At 75.0% G+C, this 16,849-nt stretch carries 21 protein-coding genes and 1 tRNA gene; 14 read left to right on the forward strand and 8 right to left on the reverse strand.

The window, feature by feature from the left end; all coding sequences use genetic code 11:
* The first annotated feature begins 43 nt into the window (after positions 1–43).
* Positions 44–811: a thermonuclease family protein gene (locus QSK00_RS12715; protein WP_285591107.1), complete on the forward strand. Its 768-nt coding sequence runs from the start codon at positions 44–46 to the stop codon at positions 809–811.
* A gap of 1 nt (position 812) precedes the next feature.
* On the opposite strand, the gene QSK00_RS12720 is transcribed toward QSK00_RS12715, so the two are convergent.
* Positions 813–995 (reverse strand): DUF4236 domain-containing protein, encoded by a 183-nt coding sequence (locus tag QSK00_RS12720; protein ID WP_285591108.1) that lies wholly within the window; start codon positions 993–995, stop codon positions 813–815.
* 90 nt (positions 996–1,085) lie between these two features.
* On the opposite strand from QSK00_RS12720, the gene QSK00_RS12725 reads away from it, so the two are divergent.
* Together QSK00_RS12725 and QSK00_RS12730 are read left to right on the forward strand one after the other, a co-directional pair.
* Entirely contained in the window at positions 1,086–1,562 is a 477-nt protein-coding gene (locus tag QSK00_RS12725) for a hypothetical protein (RefSeq protein ID WP_285591110.1), read from the forward strand.
* A gap of 38 nt (positions 1,563–1,600) precedes the next feature.
* Positions 1,601–2,803, forward strand: coding sequence for a DNA polymerase III subunit delta' (locus QSK00_RS12730; protein WP_285591112.1), 1,203 nt, complete (start codon positions 1,601–1,603; stop codon positions 2,801–2,803).
* Here QSK00_RS12730 and QSK00_RS12735 read toward each other — a convergent pair.
* Positions 2,800–3,672 (reverse strand): hypothetical protein, encoded by an 873-nt coding sequence (locus QSK00_RS12735; protein ID WP_285591114.1) that lies wholly within the window; start codon positions 3,670–3,672, stop codon positions 2,800–2,802. The two genes, QSK00_RS12730 and QSK00_RS12735, sit on opposite strands and share 4 nt — an antisense overlap.
* Before the next feature lie 47 nt (positions 3,673–3,719).
* On the opposite strand from QSK00_RS12735, the gene QSK00_RS12740 reads away from it, so the two are divergent.
* The 4 genes from QSK00_RS12740 to QSK00_RS12755 are packed head-to-tail and all read left to right on the forward strand — an operon-like array spanning position 3,720 to position 6,328.
* Positions 3,720–4,793: a serine hydrolase gene (locus QSK00_RS12740; RefSeq protein WP_285591116.1), complete on the forward strand. Its 1,074-nt coding sequence runs from the start codon at positions 3,720–3,722 to the stop codon at positions 4,791–4,793.
* A 16-nt stretch (positions 4,794–4,809) separates the two neighbouring features.
* The gene (locus QSK00_RS12745; protein WP_285591118.1) at positions 4,810–5,265 is read left to right on the forward strand and encodes an ArsR/SmtB family transcription factor; all 456 of its coding nucleotides are present in this window, start codon (positions 4,810–4,812) and stop codon (positions 5,263–5,265) included.
* 51 nt (positions 5,266–5,316) lie between these two features.
* The gene (locus tag QSK00_RS12750; RefSeq protein ID WP_285591120.1) at positions 5,317–5,784 is read left to right on the forward strand and encodes a hypothetical protein; all 468 of its coding nucleotides are present in this window, start codon (positions 5,317–5,319) and stop codon (positions 5,782–5,784) included.
* Between the two features lie 31 nt (positions 5,785–5,815).
* Entirely contained in the window at positions 5,816–6,328 is a 513-nt protein-coding gene (locus QSK00_RS12755) for a DUF3558 family protein (RefSeq protein ID WP_285591121.1), read from the forward strand.
* Between the two features lie 411 nt (positions 6,329–6,739).
* Here the strand turns inward: QSK00_RS12755 and QSK00_RS12760 are convergent, their stop codons facing one another.
* Together QSK00_RS12760 and QSK00_RS12765 are read right to left on the reverse strand one after the other, a co-directional pair.
* On the reverse strand, positions 6,740–7,216 hold the full coding sequence (locus tag QSK00_RS12760) for a YbaK/EbsC family protein (protein WP_285591123.1): 477 nt from the start codon (positions 7,214–7,216) through the stop codon (positions 6,740–6,742).
* The gene (locus QSK00_RS12765; RefSeq protein WP_285591125.1) at positions 7,216–8,004 is read right to left on the reverse strand and encodes a carbon-nitrogen hydrolase family protein; all 789 of its coding nucleotides are present in this window, start codon (positions 8,002–8,004) and stop codon (positions 7,216–7,218) included. The genes QSK00_RS12760 and QSK00_RS12765 overlap by 1 nt, the downstream gene beginning before the upstream one ends.
* A 21-nt stretch (positions 8,005–8,025) precedes the next feature.
* Here QSK00_RS12765 and QSK00_RS12770 point away from each other — a divergent pair, with 21 nt between their 5' ends.
* Both QSK00_RS12770 and surE read left to right on the forward strand, forming a co-directional pair.
* Entirely contained in the window at positions 8,026–8,751 is a 726-nt protein-coding gene (locus tag QSK00_RS12770; protein WP_285591127.1) for an arylamine N-acetyltransferase family protein, read from the forward strand.
* Positions 8,748–9,593, forward strand: a complete 846-nt coding sequence (surE, locus tag QSK00_RS12775) for a 5'/3'-nucleotidase SurE (protein ID WP_285591129.1) — start codon at positions 8,748–8,750, stop codon at positions 9,591–9,593. Before QSK00_RS12770 ends, surE begins: the two co-directional genes overlap by 4 nt.
* Here surE and QSK00_RS12780 read toward each other — a convergent pair.
* From QSK00_RS12780 to QSK00_RS12795, 4 genes are all read right to left on the reverse strand, one after another.
* A complete protein-coding gene (locus tag QSK00_RS12780) occupies positions 9,590–10,675 on the reverse strand; it encodes a PLP-dependent cysteine synthase family protein (RefSeq protein ID WP_285591449.1) in 1,086 nt (361 codons plus the stop codon). The two genes, surE and QSK00_RS12780, sit on opposite strands and share 4 nt — an antisense overlap.
* 4 nt (positions 10,676–10,679) lie before the next feature.
* Positions 10,680–11,099 (reverse strand): DUF4395 domain-containing protein, encoded by a 420-nt coding sequence (locus QSK00_RS12785; protein WP_285591130.1) that lies wholly within the window; start codon positions 11,097–11,099, stop codon positions 10,680–10,682.
* 108 nt (positions 11,100–11,207) lie between these two features.
* On the reverse strand, positions 11,208–11,636 hold the full coding sequence (locus tag QSK00_RS12790; protein ID WP_285591131.1) for a thioredoxin family protein: 429 nt from the start codon (positions 11,634–11,636) through the stop codon (positions 11,208–11,210).
* A 40-nt stretch (positions 11,637–11,676) separates the two neighbouring features.
* A complete protein-coding gene (locus tag QSK00_RS12795) occupies positions 11,677–12,702 on the reverse strand; it encodes an Lrp/AsnC family transcriptional regulator (RefSeq protein WP_285591133.1) in 1,026 nt (341 codons plus the stop codon).
* A 71-nt stretch (positions 12,703–12,773) separates the two neighbouring features.
* Between QSK00_RS12795 and QSK00_RS12800 the strand changes: the two genes are divergently transcribed.
* From QSK00_RS12800 to QSK00_RS12820, 5 genes are all read left to right on the forward strand, one after another.
* Positions 12,774–14,270 (forward strand): MFS transporter, encoded by a 1,497-nt coding sequence (locus QSK00_RS12800; RefSeq protein WP_285591135.1) that lies wholly within the window; start codon positions 12,774–12,776, stop codon positions 14,268–14,270.
* 86 nt (positions 14,271–14,356) lie between these two features.
* A tRNA-Thr gene (locus QSK00_RS12805) sits at positions 14,357–14,430 on the forward strand.
* A gap of 71 nt (positions 14,431–14,501) precedes the next feature.
* Positions 14,502–15,401 (forward strand): chitosanase, encoded by a 900-nt coding sequence (locus QSK00_RS12810; protein ID WP_285591136.1) that lies wholly within the window; start codon positions 14,502–14,504, stop codon positions 15,399–15,401.
* Positions 15,402–15,476: 75 nt separating this feature from the next.
* The gene (locus tag QSK00_RS12815) at positions 15,477–15,878 is read left to right on the forward strand and encodes a DUF4267 domain-containing protein (RefSeq protein ID WP_285591138.1); all 402 of its coding nucleotides are present in this window, start codon (positions 15,477–15,479) and stop codon (positions 15,876–15,878) included.
* A gap of 51 nt (positions 15,879–15,929) precedes the next feature.
* Positions 15,930–16,835, forward strand: coding sequence for a hypothetical protein (locus QSK00_RS12820; protein ID WP_285591140.1), 906 nt, complete (start codon positions 15,930–15,932; stop codon positions 16,833–16,835).
* Positions 16,836–16,849 lie beyond the last annotated feature (14 nt).

Raw genomic sequence — 16,849 nt, forward strand, 5'->3', positions numbered from 1 at the left:
CCGAGGCGCAGGGTGCGCCCGGTCGAATCGATCGGGGGGATCGGTGCGCATCGTCGCGCTCGTCGTCGGGGCCGTCACGGCCGTCCTGCTGCTCGCCGGGTGCGTCCCGGAGCGCTCCTTCCCGACGTCGGGTGCGGCGGGTTCCGCGGCCCCGGTCGCCGCGTCCCCGGTGGCGGACACCGACGCCGCCACCACGACCGGCACGACCGTCACGCGGGTGATCGACGGCGACACGTTCGTCGTCGACGGCGGCACCGAGGTCCGGGTGCTCGGCATCGACTCGTGCGAGGCGCCCACGGCCGGCGGCAGGCGGGCGACGCGCGCGGCGGAGGACGCGATCCTGGGGCAGGCCGTCCGGCTCACCACGGAGCCGGGCGTCGACCTCGACCGGTACGGCCGGCAGCTGCGCTACGTCTCCTACGCGGACGGGGACTTCGCGGAGATGATGGTCCGCGCCGACCACACCGCGATCTACACGAAGGGTCGCAACGACGCCTCCGCCGCGGTGCAGGCCCGGCTGCGCTCCCTCGACGGCAACGGACGCACCTGCGGGACCGCCGCGACCAGCAGCACGAGGCAACCGGCACCCGTCGTCGGGAACCCGTCGCCGAAGCCGCAGCCGAAGCCGCGCCCCGCGGTGTCACCGCGGGCCCCGCAGCCGAGGCCCGTCGCCGCCGCCCCGAGGCCCGCGGCGGCGTCCTACAAGAACTGCACCGAGGCCCGCGCCGCCGGAGTGACGCCCCTGCACCGGGGCGAGCCCGGATACGCGGCGAAGCTGGACCGCGACGGGGACGGTGTGGCCTGCGAGTGACTCAGTCCGACGTGTACGAGTAGCCGCCGGGCAGGTCGACGGTGCTCTTCTTCGTCCGGCTGTTCCAGGTCCAGGGGCCCAGCTTGAACGAGTACGACACCGTCTTGCCGGAGTCGGAGCGCGAGACGTTCCGCCAGATCGGCAGCGGGCCCAGGCGGCGCTTCTTGCGGTAGTTGAGTCCCATACCGGTCTCCTGCCCGCTCCCGGCCCGTGCCACGCGCGTCGGTCGGCGCGGACAGTGGCCGATGACGCTCGAAAGGGGGATCGTCGAGAGATGGACGAGCGCACGACCGAGGGGTTCGGGGACCCCCTCGCCGGCCCGGACGGGACCGGACCGGCCCGTCGGGGGGACGACCCGACGACCGCCACGCCCCGGCCGTCGGACCTGCGGCTCCCGGGTGCGACCGACCCCGATGGCGTCTCGCGGTGGATGGACGAGGACCGCAGCCGCGCGCTGCGCCCGCTCGCGCGGGAGGTGCCCCCGCCCCGGCCGATCCCGCGGCCGCGTCGGGAACGGGTGCTCCCGCCGGAGTTCACGGAGGTCCCGGCTGCCCGGTCCGGGGACGGCGAGGAGTCGGCGTGGCAGCGGGAACGGCGGGAGGAGGCGGAGTTCCGCGCGCAGTTCGGGGAGTGGCGCGCGGGCGCGCCGCGCCGCGCGCCCGGTCCGCTCGGCGGGGTGCGGCTCGGGGCGCCGCTGATCGTGCTCATCGCCGTCCTGATCGCGGTGTTCGCGCTGGCCCTGCACCTGTAGGCGGAGCCTGTCGGTGGCCTGGGGCATCATCTCCTGGTGTGAGCGTGTGGTCGCAGGTCGTGGGGCAGCCGGAGGCGGTGGCCGAGCTGCGCGCGGCCGCCGAGCACGCGGCCCATGTGCGGTTCACCTCCGACGGCCCCGACGACCGGCCGCGGGTCACGGCCGGGATGACGCACGCCTGGCTGTTCACCGGGCCGCCCGGGTCGGGTCGGTCGGTGGCCGCCCGGGCGTTCGCGGCGGCCCTGCAGTGCCCGCGCGGGGGATGCGACGCCTGCCAGGTCTGCCACACGGTGCTCGCCGGCACGCACGCCGACGTCCACGAGGTGGCCACCGAGAAGCTCTCGCTCGGGGTCAAGGAGATGCGCGCGGTCATCGAGCGGGCGGCGCGGATGCCCACCACCGCGCGCTGGCAGGTCGTGCTGATCGAGGACGCCGACCGGATGTCGGAGAACGCCTCGAACGCCGTGCTCAAGGCCGTCGAGGAGCCGAACGAGCGCACCGTGTTCCTGCTCTGCGCGCCGAGCGAGCACCCGGACGACGTCAGCGTCACCATCCGGTCCCGCTGCCGGCCGGTCCGGCTGCGCACCCCGCAGGCGTCGGCGATCGCCGACGTGCTCCGCGAGCGCGACGGGATCGACGCGGAGACCGCGTCGTGGGCCGCCAGCGTGTGCGGCGGGCACATCGGTCGAGCGCGGCGTCTGGCGCGTGACGAGGACGCCCGGGCGCGCCGCGAGGCGGTCCTGGGGCTGCCGCGGGCGTTGCGGGACGCGGCCGCTGCCTTCGAGGCGTCCGACGACATGCTCGCCGCCGCCGAGGCCGAGATGGTGGCCCTCACCGGGACGCGCGACGAGGCGGAGCGCGAGGAACTCGCCGTCTCGATGGGGGCGGGCGGCACCGGGAAGGGCGTGGCGCAGGCGCAACGGGTCGCGAAGGCCGCGGAGAAGGAGCTGGAGAAGGCGCAGAAGCTGCGGCAGACCCGCGCCCGGCGCGACTCGCTCGACCGGGCGCTCGTCGATCTGGCCGGGTACTACCGCGACGTCCTCGTCCGGGGCTTCCACGCCCAGGTCGCCGCCACGCATCCCGACCGGGCGATCGAGGTGGAGAACGCCGCCCGCGACGGCTCGCGCGAGTCCACGCTCCGGCGCCTCGAGGCGGTGCTGGCCTGCCGCGAGGCGCTGGAGACCAACGTGAAGCCGCAGATCGCCGTCGAGGCGATGGTGACGGCGCTGCGGGCCGGTTAGTCCTCCACGAACACCAGGTCGGTGATCGGCACCGTGAGCGACACGCGGTCGCCGTCCTGCGTGATCAGCTCGGAGAGGGTCGTGCGGCGGCCGGCCGCCTCCACCGGGTCGTCGTCGCCGCCCTGGGCGCGCAGCCACTCGAGGAAGGTCTCGGAGGTGTCGGCGCGCAGGTAGTCGGTGGCGCGCCGGAAGAGCTTGGGCAGGATCAGCTGGCCGTCCGGCCCGACGTCGGCCTGCTTCGTCAGCGTGAACCCGCCCGACCGGTCGGCGGCCCACACGCTGCCGGACCCCGTCGCCGCGGCCGCGAGTTCCAGGAATCGGTGACGGACGGGCTCCGGCGTCGAGGTGTACAGGGTCAGGTAGGCGCGCCCGTTGCTCGTCTGCGTGGCGTTGACCGAGGAGTCGACGACCGTCGCCGGATCGACCTCGTCGCCGTCCGCGTGCGCCCCGGCCGCGTCCCCGGTCACGAGCAGGGCCACCGGGCGGCCGTTGACCTCGACGAGTGCTGCGCAGATGGCGGCGGGGACCGACTCCGGCGTCGCCGCCGTGACGGTCTCGTGGTCGTCGAACGTCACGTCGCGGAAGCCGACCGCCTCGAGCAGCGTCGTCCGGGCCTCGCCGGCGAGCGGCTGCGCCTGGTCCTGGTAGTGCGTCTCCGGCGCGTCGATCGCGTCGAGCCGCAGCTGGATGCTGCCGTCCCGCGTGCTCGGGTCGACCCGACCGCCGTTCTCCAGCCCGCGCACGGTCGCGATCTCGTCCGGCACGAACCGCACCGAGTCGCCGTCGGGGGAGTAGCCGACCACCACGAGCCGGCCGCGAATCCACGTGAACGCCATGTCGGACCCGTGCCCCGTGCCGAGCGGGGCCACGCCGTCGGGGAGGCGAACAGCGGGCGACGGCTGCTAGCGTCGCCGGCATGTCGACATTCCGGATTATCGTAATCACGGTTCTCCTCGGCCTGGCACTGGTCGGATGCGGGTCGGCGCCCGCCTCCTGCCCGCCGGTCGGGTCGTCGGACCTGACGACCGCCGACGGCTGGCTCGGCCGCGTCGCGGGAGCGCCCCGGACCGTCGGGCTCGTGGTCGACGACGGGCGCGGGCACGTGGTGTCGCACGGGGCCGACACGCCGTTCCCGCTCGCCTCGGCGGTGAAGGTCGTGCACCTGACCGCCTACGCCGCCGCCGTGACGGACGGGCGCATCCGCCCCGACGAGCCGGTCGCCCGCGTCGACTGGGAACGCTGGTACGTCGCGGGGACCGACGGCGGCGCCCATCCGGTGGCACTGCAACGGCTCGGGCCAGGGCCGGCCTACACCGTCGACCAGCTGGTCACGGCGATGATCCGGGAGAGCGACAACGCCGCCGCCGACTGGCTGCGCGCCCGGCTCGGCGACGACGCCCTGCGGGCCGCTGCGGCCTCGGTCGGCTGGTCCGGCGTCGAACTGCCCGGGTTCGCCGGCGCCACGGCCCGGCTCGCGATGCCGCAGCTGGTCACCCCCGGGTCGACCCACGCCCAGCTGATGGACCTCGACGGGCGCCTCGGCCGCCGGGTGGCCGACGACGCGGCGTTCCACGATGAGGTCGCCCGGCGCGTCGCCGCGGCCGCGGCGCAGGACCCGGCCCGGTTCGTCGCCGACGCCCTCGCCTGGTCGGCGACCACCGCGCAGGGCACGCCCACCCAGCTCCTCGCCCTCCACCGGGCGATCGCGACCGGCGCGGTCCCCGGCGCGGACGTGGCCGCCCGACACCTGACGTGGCAGGGCCCCACGTCGGCCGGGACGATCGGTTTCAAGGGCGGGAGCCTCGTGGGCGTCCTGACCTTCGGCGGCTTCCTCCGTCGCGACGACGGATCGACGGGCTACGCGGTCGTCCTCGGGCGGGACCTCCCGACGACGCCGCCGGTCACCGAGCAGGTCACCGGCCAGCAGGGGCTCGTGCTCGAGGCCCTCGTCTCCCCGGACCGGTTCGACCGTCTGGCCTGCGTCGCGTGAGTGGGACGATCGGCCGGTGACCGACGACCGTCTCGCCGCCCTCGAGGCCCGCGTCGCCGCGCTGGAGTCGTCCACCCCGGCGCCGCCGTCCGACGTGGCGGACGAGTCCGGGCTCCTGTCCTACGAGGGCGCGGTCCGGCTGCACGGCGAGGTGTCGTGGCGGATCGGCTACTCGCCGGCCGCCGTCGTCGACCTCCCGGCCGGTCCGACCGCCGAGGTCCTCGCGGCCCTCGGCCACCCCGTCCGGCTCGCCCTGGTCCGCCGGCTGCTCGCCGGACCCGCCTCTGCCGCGGAGCTCCAGGAGGCCGCCGATCTCTCCTCGACCGGGCAGGTCTACCACCACCTGCGCGCCCTGACCGCCGCCCGCGTCGTCGAGCAGGACGCCCGCTCCTTCCGCGTCCCCGCCACCGGCGTCGTCCCGGTCCTGACGATGCTCCTCGCCGCGGGCGACGTCGCCGGCCTCCTCCGCTGAGTTCGTCCGTTCCGTTCCCGACGGCGGGTTCGGCTGGCTAGCGTGGGTCGGGTGAGTGTCCCGGTGCCGCTCGGCCTGTACACGGAGCCGTCCCGTGGCGCTCCGGCGTTCCCGCCGCCGCCCCCGCCGCAGGCCTCCGACCCGACCGTCCTCTCCACCGGCCAGGTCGTCCCGCGCCAGGCGATGCCGACCGTCCCGGCCGTCGACTCGTTCTCCGTCGACCTCGCGGCCGCGCCCCAGGTCCTCCGGGATCTCAGGGAGGCGGCCGAGGAGCTGACGGCGATCCGACGAGATGCGGTCCAGCTGGGCAAGGTCGATCCGGGGACGAGCGACGAGGTGAGCCGCGACGCAGCGTCGGTCCTGGAGACGGTGGCCGTGGGCGGAACCGGAAGTCTGTTGAGCGCCCTCGATGGTGGCCTCCGACGCCTCGAAGCGTTGGTCCACGCGATCGAGACCGAACTCGGGGAGTACCGGCTCGCCGAGGAATCGGCCGGCCGCGGGTTCGATGCGCTGCCGTGAGTTGGTCGGAGCTCTCGGTCTCCTACTCGTCATGACAGGTTGTTCGGCGCAGGCCCCGGCGCCGACTCCTCCGACGACAGCGAGTCCGATCCGGTACGGCGCTCCCGTCGTGATGGAGCCGCGCGACGGTCGGGCGTTCGCTGGGCAGCCCTGCGACCTGTTGTCGGGGCCCGAACTGCTCACTCTCGGCTTGCGAGCGCCCGGCCGGCAACGGACGTCCATCGATGTCCAGGAGTGCTCGTGGCGAACGGCGAGCGACGGGCGTCTGGCCATGGCCGTGAACGCAGGCCGCGACCTGCTCGTCGACACCTACCGAGCGCGTGTGCTGCCGATCTTCGAGCCGACGACCGTCGAGGGGATGCCTGCGGTCCGGCAACGGATGCGGCTCGACGACAACACGTGCACGGTGACGACCGGGCTGGGCCCGAGCGAGGCGCTCGAGACCGAGTGGTCGGGACTGATGACCCGCCAGACCACCGACCCGTGCGCGAAGGCCGAGGAGGCGATCGCGCTCGTCGTCAGGAAGCTCCCGCCGCTGCGGTGACCGTCCGGCGGAGGAACTTGTGTGGCACGGGGTGCACCCAGGTGGCCCCGGTGCCACACAAGTTCGTCGTCTGACGACGGTGTGGCCCTTGTCAGTGGCACCGGCCCCCCTCCGGGGCGCTTCGTGCCGCTGACATCCCTCGCGTGCCCTCTGCTCGCCCCGCCGTCGTCGACCTGTGTGGCACGGGGTGCACCCAGGTGGCCCCGGTGCCACACAAGTTCGTCGTCTGACGACGGTGCGGCCCTTGTCAGTGGCACCGGCCCCCCTCTGGGGCGCTTCGTGCCGCTGACATCCCTCGCGTGCCCTCTGCTCGCCCCGCCGTCGTCGACCTGTGTGGCACCGAACTACGTGGCCGTCCGATTGAGGCGCGAGGACTCGGATGGTCGGGCACGGATCCGAGTGGAGACCGGCCTACTCCGCCACGTCCACCACGGTGCCGCCGGTGGCCGCCAGGAGTTCGTCGGGCGTCGCGTCGAAGACGGTCCGCGGCGACCCGGCGGCCGCCCACACGTGGTCCCAGCCCAGGACCCCGCGGTCGACGTACGTCGTCACCGGCGCCACCAGCCCGACCGGCGCGACCCCGCCGATCGCGAAGCCCGTCCGGTCCCGCACGAACGCACCGGACGCCTGCTCCACGGTCTCACCGACCACGGCGGACAGCTTCCCCACGTCCACCCGCGTCGACCCCGACGCGAGCACCAGCACGGCCGTGTCCGTCGAGGGCAGCCGGAAGACCAACGACTTCACGATCTGCCCGACCTCGCAGCCCAGGGCGGCGCCCGCCTCGGCCGCCGTGCGCGTCGAGTCCGGCAGCTCACGGGAGCGACCGCCCAGACCGAGCTCGGACAGCGCGGACGCGACCCGCGCGACACTCCGTCCCTTGGCCATCAAAGACGCCGGTTCGCGAGCACCGGCAGCACCTCACGCACCTTCGCGACCGACGTCGTGTCGACGTCCACGACGAGCAGGCCCGGGTCGTCGGCCAGCGACTCCACGACCGTCCCCGTCGGCGACGCCACGAGCGAGTGGCCGACCCCGCGCGGCGCCTTGCCGGGGTCGAGGCCGCGGGCCAGGGGGTCGGCCTGGTCGCAGGCCACCACGAACGTCGTCGAGTCGACGGCCCGGGCGCGCACCAGCAGTTCCCACTGTTCGATCTTCCCCTCGCCGGCACCCCAGGACGCCGGGAGCAGGACCGTCGAGGCGCCGCGGTCGGCGAGGGCGCGGAACAGCTCGGGGAAGCGGACGTCGTAGCAGACCGCCAGCCCCAGGGTCTCGCCGTCGACCTCCACCACGACCGGCGACGAGCCGGGCGCCACGGTCCGGGACTCGGCGAACCCGAACGCGTCGTAGAGATGGATCTTGTCGTAGGAGGTGTCCACCCCGCGCCCGACCGCGAGCAGCGTGTTGGTCACGCGCCCGTCGTCGGTCGGGGTGAACATCCCCGCGACCACCAGCACCCCGTGCTGCTCGGCGATCGCGCGCACCTCGGTGGCCCAGGGACCGTCGAGCGGCTCCGCGACCGGCTTGAGCGACACCCCGAAGCGGCACATGGTCGCCTCGGGGAACACCACGACCGTCGCGCCCTGCTGCGCGGCGAGCGCCGTGTGGTCGCGCACCAGCTCCAGGTTCGCCTTCGGGTCGTCGGTGGCCAGGATCTGGGCGAGGGCGACGCGCATGGGCCCGTGTATACCGGGCGCGTGGACGTGACCGCATACCTCGGGCGCATCGGGGCGCGTGAGGACGACGACCTCGCGACCCTCGCCGACCGCCACTTCCGGTCCGTGCCCTTCGAGAACCTGTCGATCCACCTCGGCGAGCCGATCGAGCTCGCGCCCGAGGCGTTGTTCGACAAGATCGTGCACCGGCGGCGCGGCGGCTTCTGCTACGAGCTCAACGGTCTGTTCGGGTGGCTGCTCGACGAGCTGGGGCACGACGTCGCGTTCCTCGGCGCGGTCGTCCACACCCCGAAGGGCGACACGGCGCCGCTGGCCCACCTGGCCCTGCAGGTGGACGGCCTCCTCGTCGACGTCGGGTTCGGCGACTTCCCCGTCCCGCCGGCCGCACTGGACCGGCCGTCGACGCACGTCGACCCGCAGCCCGACGGTGACGTCGAGGTCCGGGGTCCCGACGGCAGGCCCGGCTACCGGTTGGAGCGCCGGGTGCGGTCTCGCGACGACTTCGGCCCCACCTGTTTCTGGACCGCGACCCACCCCGACTCCGGGTTCACCCACGGCCCCACGTGCTCCCTGCCGACCGCCGACGGCGGCCGCGTCACGATGGCCGGCGCCCGTCGCATCGTCACGGCCGCCGACGGCACCCGGAGCGAGAACGACCTTCCCGACGACGAGGCCCTGGTCGCCTACCGCGACCTGTTCGGGATCGTCCTCGACCGCCTCCCGGTCGCCCTGCACCCGCTGTCGTGATCGCGCCGCGTCTGGTCCTCGCCGTCGTCGGTGCGCTGCTCTGCGGTGCGTGCGCCGCCGCGCCGGTCGCCCCGCCGGCTCCGCCCGCGGCGACCGTCCAGGCGCGGGAAGCCCCCGCGCCGACGACGACCACCACCGCCACCCCACCCGAGAAGCTCCGCGTCCTCCTCACCGACGACGACGGCTGGGAGGCCGGCGGGATCACGGCCATGCGGGCCGCCCTGCTCGACGCCGGGTACGACGTCACGCTGGTCGCCCCGTCCGGCAACCGCTCGGGCGCGGGCGCCACCTCGGACGGGCGGACCGAGCTCGAGGAGAAGCGCCCGGGTGTCTACGCCGTCGACGGCTACCCGGTCGACGCGGTGCGCGCCGGCCTGGACCTCATGCGCGCGGACCCGCCCGATCTCGTCGTCTCCGGCACGAACCTCGGGCACAACTCGGGCACCGGGATCGTGGAGTCCGGCACGGTGGGCGCTGCCGTGACCGCCGCGCGCGCCGGCTTCCCGGCCATCGCCGCGTCGACCCACCGCGGGAAGACGGAGGACGACTGTGCCCCGACCGCCGCGTACGTCACCCGGCTCGTCCGGACGCTCGGTCCGCGGCTGTTCGCACCTGGCGTCGTCGTGAACGTCAACTACCCGGCGGGCGACCGCGCGGAGGAGGTCCGGGTGCGCGACCCGCTCGTCGTCGAGCTGGACGGCGAGGACATGCGCGTGCCGACCGACGGGCCGGACGACGACGTCGACCTGCTCGACGACGGCGTCGCGACGCTGACCCAGCTGGACCTGGGACCGGAGCCGTCGACCACCGTCGTCGACCGGCTCCGGGACGTCCCCGCCTAGGCGTCGACCCGGGCGAAGCCCGCCTCCACCGCGTCCGCGTACGGCGTCGGATCGATCCCCTGCGCGGCCAGCCAGGCGTCGTCGCCGAAGGTGGCGCGGTAGCGGTCGGCGCGGTCGCAGAGCAGGGTGACGACGCTGCCCTGCTCGCCCCGGTCGATCATCTCGCCGGCGAGGTGCAGCGCGCCGACCACGTTCGTGCCGGTGGACGGCCCGGCGTCGATCCCGAAGCGGTCGGCGAGGAACCGCATCGCCGCCACCGACCCGCCGTCGGGAACCCCGAGCATCCGGTCGACGACCCGCGGGACGAACGACGGCTCGACCCGCGGCCGCCCGATGCCCTCGATGACCGACCCGGGGCCGGTCGGCTCCTCCCCGGCGTAGTGGCGCAGGAAGGCCGATCCCTCGGGGTCGACGACGGCGAGGTGGGTCGGGTGGCCGCGGTAGCGCAGGTAGCGGCCGATCGTCGCGCTCGTGCCGCCGGTGCCGGCGCCGACGACGATCCAGGTCGGGACCGGGTGCGGCTCCTCCGCGAGCTGGTCGAAGATCGATTCGGCGATGTTGTTGTTGCCGCGCCAGTCGGTCGCGCGCTCGGCGTGGGTGAACTGGTCGAGGTAGTGGCCGCCGCACGCGTCGGCGATCCGGCGGGCCTCCGCGTAGACCGCACCCGGGGAGTCGACGAACGCGCACGTGCCACCCTCGCGCTCGATGAGGCGCACCTTGCGGACGCTGGTCGACCGCGCCATCACCGCGACGAACGGCAGCCCGACGAGCCGCGCGAAGTAGGCCTCGCTGACGGCGGTCGAGCCGGACGAGGCCTCGACGACCGTCGTGCCGGGTCCGATGTCGCCGTTGCAGAGCGCGTAGAGGAACAGGCTGCGGGCGAGCCGGTGCTTGAGGCTGCCGGTCGGGTGCGTCGACTCGTCCTTGAGGTAGAGCTGGACGTCGCCGCCGCCCGGCAGCCGCAGCAGGTGGGTGTCGGCCGAGCGCCGGGTGTCCGCGGTGATCTGCCCGACCGCCCAGGTCACCCAGGCGCGGTCGGTCGTCGTGGCCGGGCGGACGTCTCGGAGCTCCACGCCCCGCAGCCTCTCAGGCGGTGCGCGCTCCCCGGGCGCGGGCGATCAGCCCGTACATCTCGCAGCCCAGGCAGAAGCCGAACGCGGCGTTGAGGAAAGCCGCGGCCAGGGCGAACGCGGTCGCGACGACGCCGAGCGCGGTCACCCCGGTCATGTACCCGGCGGCCGCGACGACCGTGAACACGAGCCCGACGGTCTGCGAGAAGCGCACGGGGGCCGCGTCCTCGGTCTCGGACGGCGGGCCCAGGCGCGGGCGGACCGCGACGCGGAACAGGGCGCCGTACGGCGAGAGGCGCATGCCGAACAGGGCGGGCAGCGCGAACACGACGGCCTGGGCGAGCGCGAGCCAGCCGCTGCCGGTGATCAGGACGAGGGCCAGGACGACGGTCGTGATGGTCGCGGCGACACGGACGCCACGGGGATCGAGCTGCATGGGGACTTCCTCTGCGGAGTGGTGGGCGCGCGGGTCAGCGGCCCGGACAGAGGTCCGAGGCGAGGCGGCCGTGGTCCACGGCGCGTCGTCGGGTCAGCACGTCGTCGATCATCGGGCTGAGGTCAGCTCGCTGTCCAGCGCCTCGAGCAGTTCCTGACGACGGGGCACCCCGGACACCCGCAGCAGCTCCCGTCCGTCGCGGGCGAAGGCGACGGTGGTGGGGGTGCGCATGACGTCCAGCGTGCGGGCGATCTCCGGGCGCTCGGCGATGTCGACCTCGACGTGCCGGATGCCGGGGCGCGCCGCGAGGTCGGTGAGCTGCGCCGCGGTCTGACGGCACGGCGTGCAGATCGGGGAGGACAGCTGGAGCAGCAGCACCCGGTCGACGGCCTCGGGCGTCACGCCCGCGAGGTCCCACCCCGGGGCGCCCCGACGCGTCGTCGTCCGGACCCGGCCGGCGCGGAAGCGCAGCACGAGGCCGACGACCGACGCGAGCGCGAGCACCCCGAGGACGACGATCAGACCGGTGACGGACACGTCGTGCACCAACCCCGCGCGGCCGCGGACTGTTCCCCGCTCAGCCGGTCTCCAGCCGACGCCCGACCGTCAGCGCGCCCGACTGCTTCACGTGCCGCAGGACGGGGCTCACCTCCAGCCCGTCGACCCCGGGCAGGCCGCCGATCCGGTCGGAGGTGAGCTCGAAGAGTTCGTCGGTGTCGCGGCAGTGCACGAGGGCGTGGAGGTTCGCGCGGCCGGAGACCGCGAGGGCGAACCCGAGCTGCGGCATGCCGGCGAGGGCGCGCCCGACGGCCCGGAGGCGGGACGGGTGGACGTGCAGCCAGAGGTTCGCCCCGACCGCGAGCCCGAGTGCGGCGGGCGCCAGCTCGAGGTGGAAGTGCACGACCCGGCGCTCGACGAGGTCCGCGAGCCGCCGTGCGGCCCGTCCGGCCGTGAGCCCGGTGGCGACCGCGAGGTCGACGTGGCTCGCGCGTCCGTCACGGACCAGGGCGTCGAGGAGCGGCTCGTCGCCGTCCTGCAGCGGCCCGACGTCGGACACCGCCGACCGCTCGACGACGGTGTCGGACGTGCCGCCCAGGGCGGCCTCCTCGTCCGGGGTCAGGACGCCGTCGAACACGGTCCGGTACTCGCCCCGGCCGCCCGCGAACTTCCGCATCACCACCGAGACCTCGAGGTCGAGGACGGCCGCGGCCCGGGGCAGCCGCGTGCCGAGCAGGTCCTCGCGCGCCTCCTGGGAGCGTGACCGGACGACGCAGGTGACCTCGGTGCCGGCCGCGCTCAGGGCGACCCACCCGACGTCGGCGCGCAGGGCCAGCGACTCGGCGATCGCGGCCGCGCTGCCGGGACGGCAGCGCAGCCGCACCAGCCACTGGGTCTGGCCGAACGCCCCGGGATCCACGACCCCCGCGACGTGCAGCACGCCGGCCCGGCGCATCCGCGCGTGACGACGGGAGAGGGAGGCCTCGGAGGTCCCCAGCACGGCGGCGATCGTCGCGAAGGGTGCCCTCGGTGCGAGCTGCAGGGTGCGGAGGATACGGAGGTCCTCGGGCGCCAGGCTGCACGATTCCGACGTCTCGCCGTCCACGTGCGCAAGGATCGCACGGGAATGGCGGCCGGAGCGTCGGAAGCCGGGGCGGTGCGGCGCACGCTGGCCGCGTGCTCAGGTGGTTGCGGCTGATCGCGGTGTGTCTCGGGACGTTCATGCTGCTCGTCGACGTCACGATCGTGAACGTGGCGCTGCCGGCCACGGCGGTCGACCTCGACACGTCGTTCGGGGCGCTGCAGTGGGTGATCGACGGCTACGCACTGGCCCTGGCGGCGCTGCTGATGGCCGCCGGCGGGGTCGCCGACCGCGTCGGCCACCGGTCGACCTACGTCGCGGGCACCGTCGTCTTCGCGCTCGCGTCCCTTGGCTGCGGCCTCGCGGTGGACCCGGCGATGCTGATCGTGTCGCGGCTGGTGCAGGGCATCGGGGGCGCGGCCATGATCGCCACGACCTTCGCGCTGCTCAACGGCTCCTACACGGGCTCCGACCGGGCGAGCGCCTACGGCGTGTGGGGTGCGGTGTCGGGGGCCTCCACGGCGGTCGGGCCCCTGCTCGGCGGTCCGATCACCGAGGCCCTGTCGTGGCGGTGGATCTTCTTCGTGAACGTGCCGGTGAGCGTCGTGGCGATCGCCGTCTCGCTTTTCGTCCTGCCCGCCGCGCGTCCGGCGCGGGCCCGTCGGGTCGACGTCGCCGGGGTCGTCGTGTTCAGCGCCGCGATCGCAGCGCTGACCTCCGGCATGATCCGCGCGACCGACGACGGCTGGTCGTCGCCGGCGTGCTGGGGCCTGATCGTCCTCGGGGTGCTGTTGCTGGCCGCCTTCGCCGCGGTGGAGCGGGCCGTCGCCGAGCCGCTGCTCGACCTCGCCCTGCTGCGGCAGCCCGTCTTCGGTGGTGTCCTGCCGGTGGCCCTGCTGCTCAACGGCGCGGCGTACGTCTCGCCGGCCTTCGCCTCGCTGTGGATGCAGTCGGTGCTGGGGCTCTCACCGGTCACGGCCGGTCTCGTCGCCCTGCCGATGTCGGTGGCGGCCTTCGTCGCCTCCCTCGCGACCGGGCGGCTGCTGCGGGTCCGGACGGCGGGTGCGGTGATCGGATGCGGCCTCCTGCTCGTCGGGGTCGGGGACCTGCTGGGGGCGGTGCTGGTGTGGACCCTCGCGGCGTGGCCGGCCCTGCTGCCGGGCTTCCTGCTCGTCGGCGTGGGGATCGGGCTCGCGACCGCCCCGCTGGGCTCGGCCGGGACCGGTGCCCTGCCCGCCGCCCGGGCGGGGATGGCGGGCGGCGCGGTCTACACCGCCCGACAGGTCGGGGTCGCGTTCGGCGTCGCCCTGCTCGGCGGTGTCTTCGCCGGTGCGACGGGATCCTCCCTCGCCGGCCGCGGGGCGGGGTCCGCGGCGCGCGACGTGGTCGGCGGGCGGACCGCCCAGGTGCTCGCCGCCGCGCCGGTCTCCGCGCGGCCGGCCCTCGAGGGAGCCGTGCGCGCCGCGGTCGCGCACGGGATGGCCTCGCTGCTCGCCGTCGCCGGGCTCGCCGGGCTGCTCGGGGCCCTCGTCGCGTGGACGGTGGTGCGGGCCCGCCGCACCGACCCGGCGTCAGCCGTGGCCCACCGCTGACCCTCGACGTCAGGAAACCGCCACGCTCGTCCTGCCCACCCCGCCCGACCGGGGCGCCGGACAGGTCCCCTACACTCGGCTCTGCTGCCGCCTTAGCTCAGTCGGCCAGAGCAACGCACTCGTAATGCGTAGGTCTCGGGTTCGAATCCCGAAGGCGGCTCCGCTGGTCAGGGCCGGTCCGGACGTCTCCGGGCCGGCCCTTTTCCGTGGACGTCGTGGAGGCTGTGTCCGGTGCCGGGGCTGCGCAGGCGAACGCTCGCGGTGGCCGGGTGCGCGGCCGTGCTGCTGCTCGCGACCGCCTGTGGCGGTGCGCCGGCACCCGCCGTCGCACCCCTGGCGGCGACGCCCACACCGCCTCCCGTGGTCGCGCCCCCGCCGGCCGCGCCGCCCACGACGACCCCCACCACCGCTGCCCCGGCGCCGGCCGACCTGCACGATCCGGCGCTCAAGGACGTCGCGATGCAGCTGGTGTCCGCCGCCGAGAACTCGACGCTGGACTGGCGCGACCAATACGGCTACCTGCAGGACATCGGCGACGGGCGCGGCTACACCGGCGGGATCATCGGCTTCACGTCCGGGACCGGCGACATGCTGGCTCTCGTCCGGAACTACACCGCGACCGTGCCGGGGAACCCGCTCGCCGAGTTCCTCCCGGCCCTGCGGGCGGTGAACGGCAGCGACTCGCACGACGGACTCGGCGCGGCGTTCGAGGACGCCTGGCGCGAGGCGTCGACCGACCGTCGGTTCACGGCCGCCCAGGACCGCCTCCGCGACCAGGCCTACTTCGACCCCGCCGTCGCAGCGGCGAAGGCCGACGGGCTGCCGCCGCTCGGGCAGTTCGCCTACTACGACGCGATCGTGGTGCACGGTCCGGGCAGCGATCCCGCGAGCTTCGGGGGTATCCGCGCCGCGGCGAAGAAGCAGGCCAGGACCCCGGCGCAGGGCGGTGACCTCGCCGACTACCTCGACGCCTTCTGGCGCGTGCGGATCGCGGTGATGCGCTCCGAACCCGCCCACACCGACGTCACCCGCATCACCGACGTGCAGCAGAAGTTCGCCCGCGACGGCAACGATGAGCTCCGGACGCCGCTGACGTTCTCGGTCTACGGGGACCGCTACACGATCTCCTGAACTTCTAGCAGCGCTAGCAAAATGCCGGCGCCTGGTCTAGCGTGGCTCCTGGAGCTAGCGATGCTAGGAGACGTGATGACCACGCTACGACAGACCTCCGGCCCCTCCCGGGCCCACCGTGCCGGCCTCCTCGGACTCGGCGCGGCCGCGGTCGCGATCATCCCGATCGGGGTGCGCTTCCTCGTCGCCCCCGACGCGGCCCAGACCGGCTACGGGCTCCCGACGACGGCGGACAACCCGTACGGCCCCCCCAAGGGGATCCGCGACATCGCGACCGGACTCATGACGCTCGCCGTCCTCGCCCGGGGCGACGGTCGGCTCGCCGGCCAGGTCGGGCTCGCGGCGGCCACCATCCCGCTCGGCGACATGGTCGTGGTGCTGCGCGGTGGCGGGCGGCCCCGGGACGCGTTCGGCATCCACGGCGCCACCTGCCTCGTCATGGCCGCGTCCGCCGCCGGCCTGCTCGTGACCCGCTGAGCGGGACGAAACTCCGTCGCGCCCCACACGGGGCGCGCCCACCCTGGGGGCATGGACGCACCCGAGGACGACCCGATCCGGGCGCGCCGCCACGCGCTCCGTGTCGCGGCCGCCCTCCGACGCGACACCGGCGACGTGGCCGCCCGCGTCGACACCGCCGCCCGTCTGCTGGCGCGCTGGACGACCGACGCGAACGTGCGGGCGGCCCTGCGGCCGGTGTTCGCGGCCGCGGTGCCGCACCAGCGCGCGCTGATCGCCCTCGGGGACATCGACGCCTGGCAGCGGGACGGTCGGATCGCCCTCGCGTGGTGGGAGGCGGCGGCCCGCGGACCGGACGCGGCCCTGGCGGGCGCGGCGGCCTCGCGGGCCGGGCGCGCGCACCTGCGGGGCGGCCGGCGTGGGACGGCCGCACCCCTCCTGCGCCAGGGCGCGGAGGCGGGCTGCCCGGAGGCGGCGGAGGCGCTGCGGCGAGGCGACCGGGAGCGGGCCCAGGAGGCCGCGGCCCGTCGGGACGAGCGCCGCCTCGCCCTCGCGGAACGCCACCTCGGCGCGGACGACACCGCGAGGGCGCGGGAGGCCCTCCGCCGGCTCGAGCGCCCCGACCACCGGCCGGGCGGGCCGAACCTCACGGGCTGGGAGCACGGGGTCCGGGGCGAGCTCGCCTTCCGCCGGGGGGAGCTGGAGGAGGCGGCGGACCGGTTCGCGGCCGCCTCCGACGCACCCGGGGCCCGTCCGCGGCGGTACCGGCTGCGCCTCGCCCAGATCGCGATCGCGCGGGGCGACGCGGCCGGGGCCTACGCGGAGACGCTCCCGCTCACCGACGCCGACGACGAGGTCGGGGAGCAGGCGTGGGTGCTGATCGCGCTGCACGGCGACCTGATCGCCGCCGGCATGCCGATCGCGCGGCTCTGCACCTGCTGCTGCGACTGCTGCTGTGATTGCGACGACGAGGATTGATGAGAACATCGCAT

The organism is Actinomycetospora sp. NBRC 106378 (assembly GCF_030269685.1).
Classification (GTDB): Bacteria; Actinomycetota; Actinomycetes; order Mycobacteriales; family Pseudonocardiaceae; genus Actinomycetospora.

Bases quoted from the DNA above. Each gene is read 5' to 3' on its own strand.
- QSK00_RS12720 (WP_285591108.1), bottom strand. From the start codon at position 995: ATGGGACTCAACTACCGCAAGAAGCGCCGCCTGGGCCCGCTGCCGATC.
- QSK00_RS12725 (WP_285591110.1), top strand. From the start codon at position 1,086: ATGGACGAGCGCACGACCGAGGGGTTCGGGGACCCCCTCGCCGGCCCG.
- QSK00_RS12740 (WP_285591116.1), top strand. From the start codon at position 3,720: ATGTCGACATTCCGGATTATCGTAATCACGGTTCTCCTCGGCCTGGCA.
- QSK00_RS12755 (WP_285591121.1), top strand. From the start codon at position 5,816: ATGACAGGTTGTTCGGCGCAGGCCCCGGCGCCGACTCCTCCGACGACA.
- QSK00_RS12760 (WP_285591123.1), bottom strand. From the start codon at position 7,216: ATGGCCAAGGGACGGAGTGTCGCGCGGGTCGCGTCCGCGCTGTCCGAG.
- QSK00_RS12765 (WP_285591125.1), bottom strand. From the start codon at position 8,004: ATGCGCGTCGCCCTCGCCCAGATCCTGGCCACCGACGACCCGAAGGCG.
- QSK00_RS12785 (WP_285591130.1), bottom strand. From the start codon at position 11,099: ATGCAGCTCGATCCCCGTGGCGTCCGTGTCGCCGCGACCATCACGACC.
- QSK00_RS12815 (WP_285591138.1), top strand. From the start codon at position 15,477: ATGACCACGCTACGACAGACCTCCGGCCCCTCCCGGGCCCACCGTGCC.
- QSK00_RS12820 (WP_285591140.1), top strand. From the start codon at position 15,930: ATGGACGCACCCGAGGACGACCCGATCCGGGCGCGCCGCCACGCGCTC.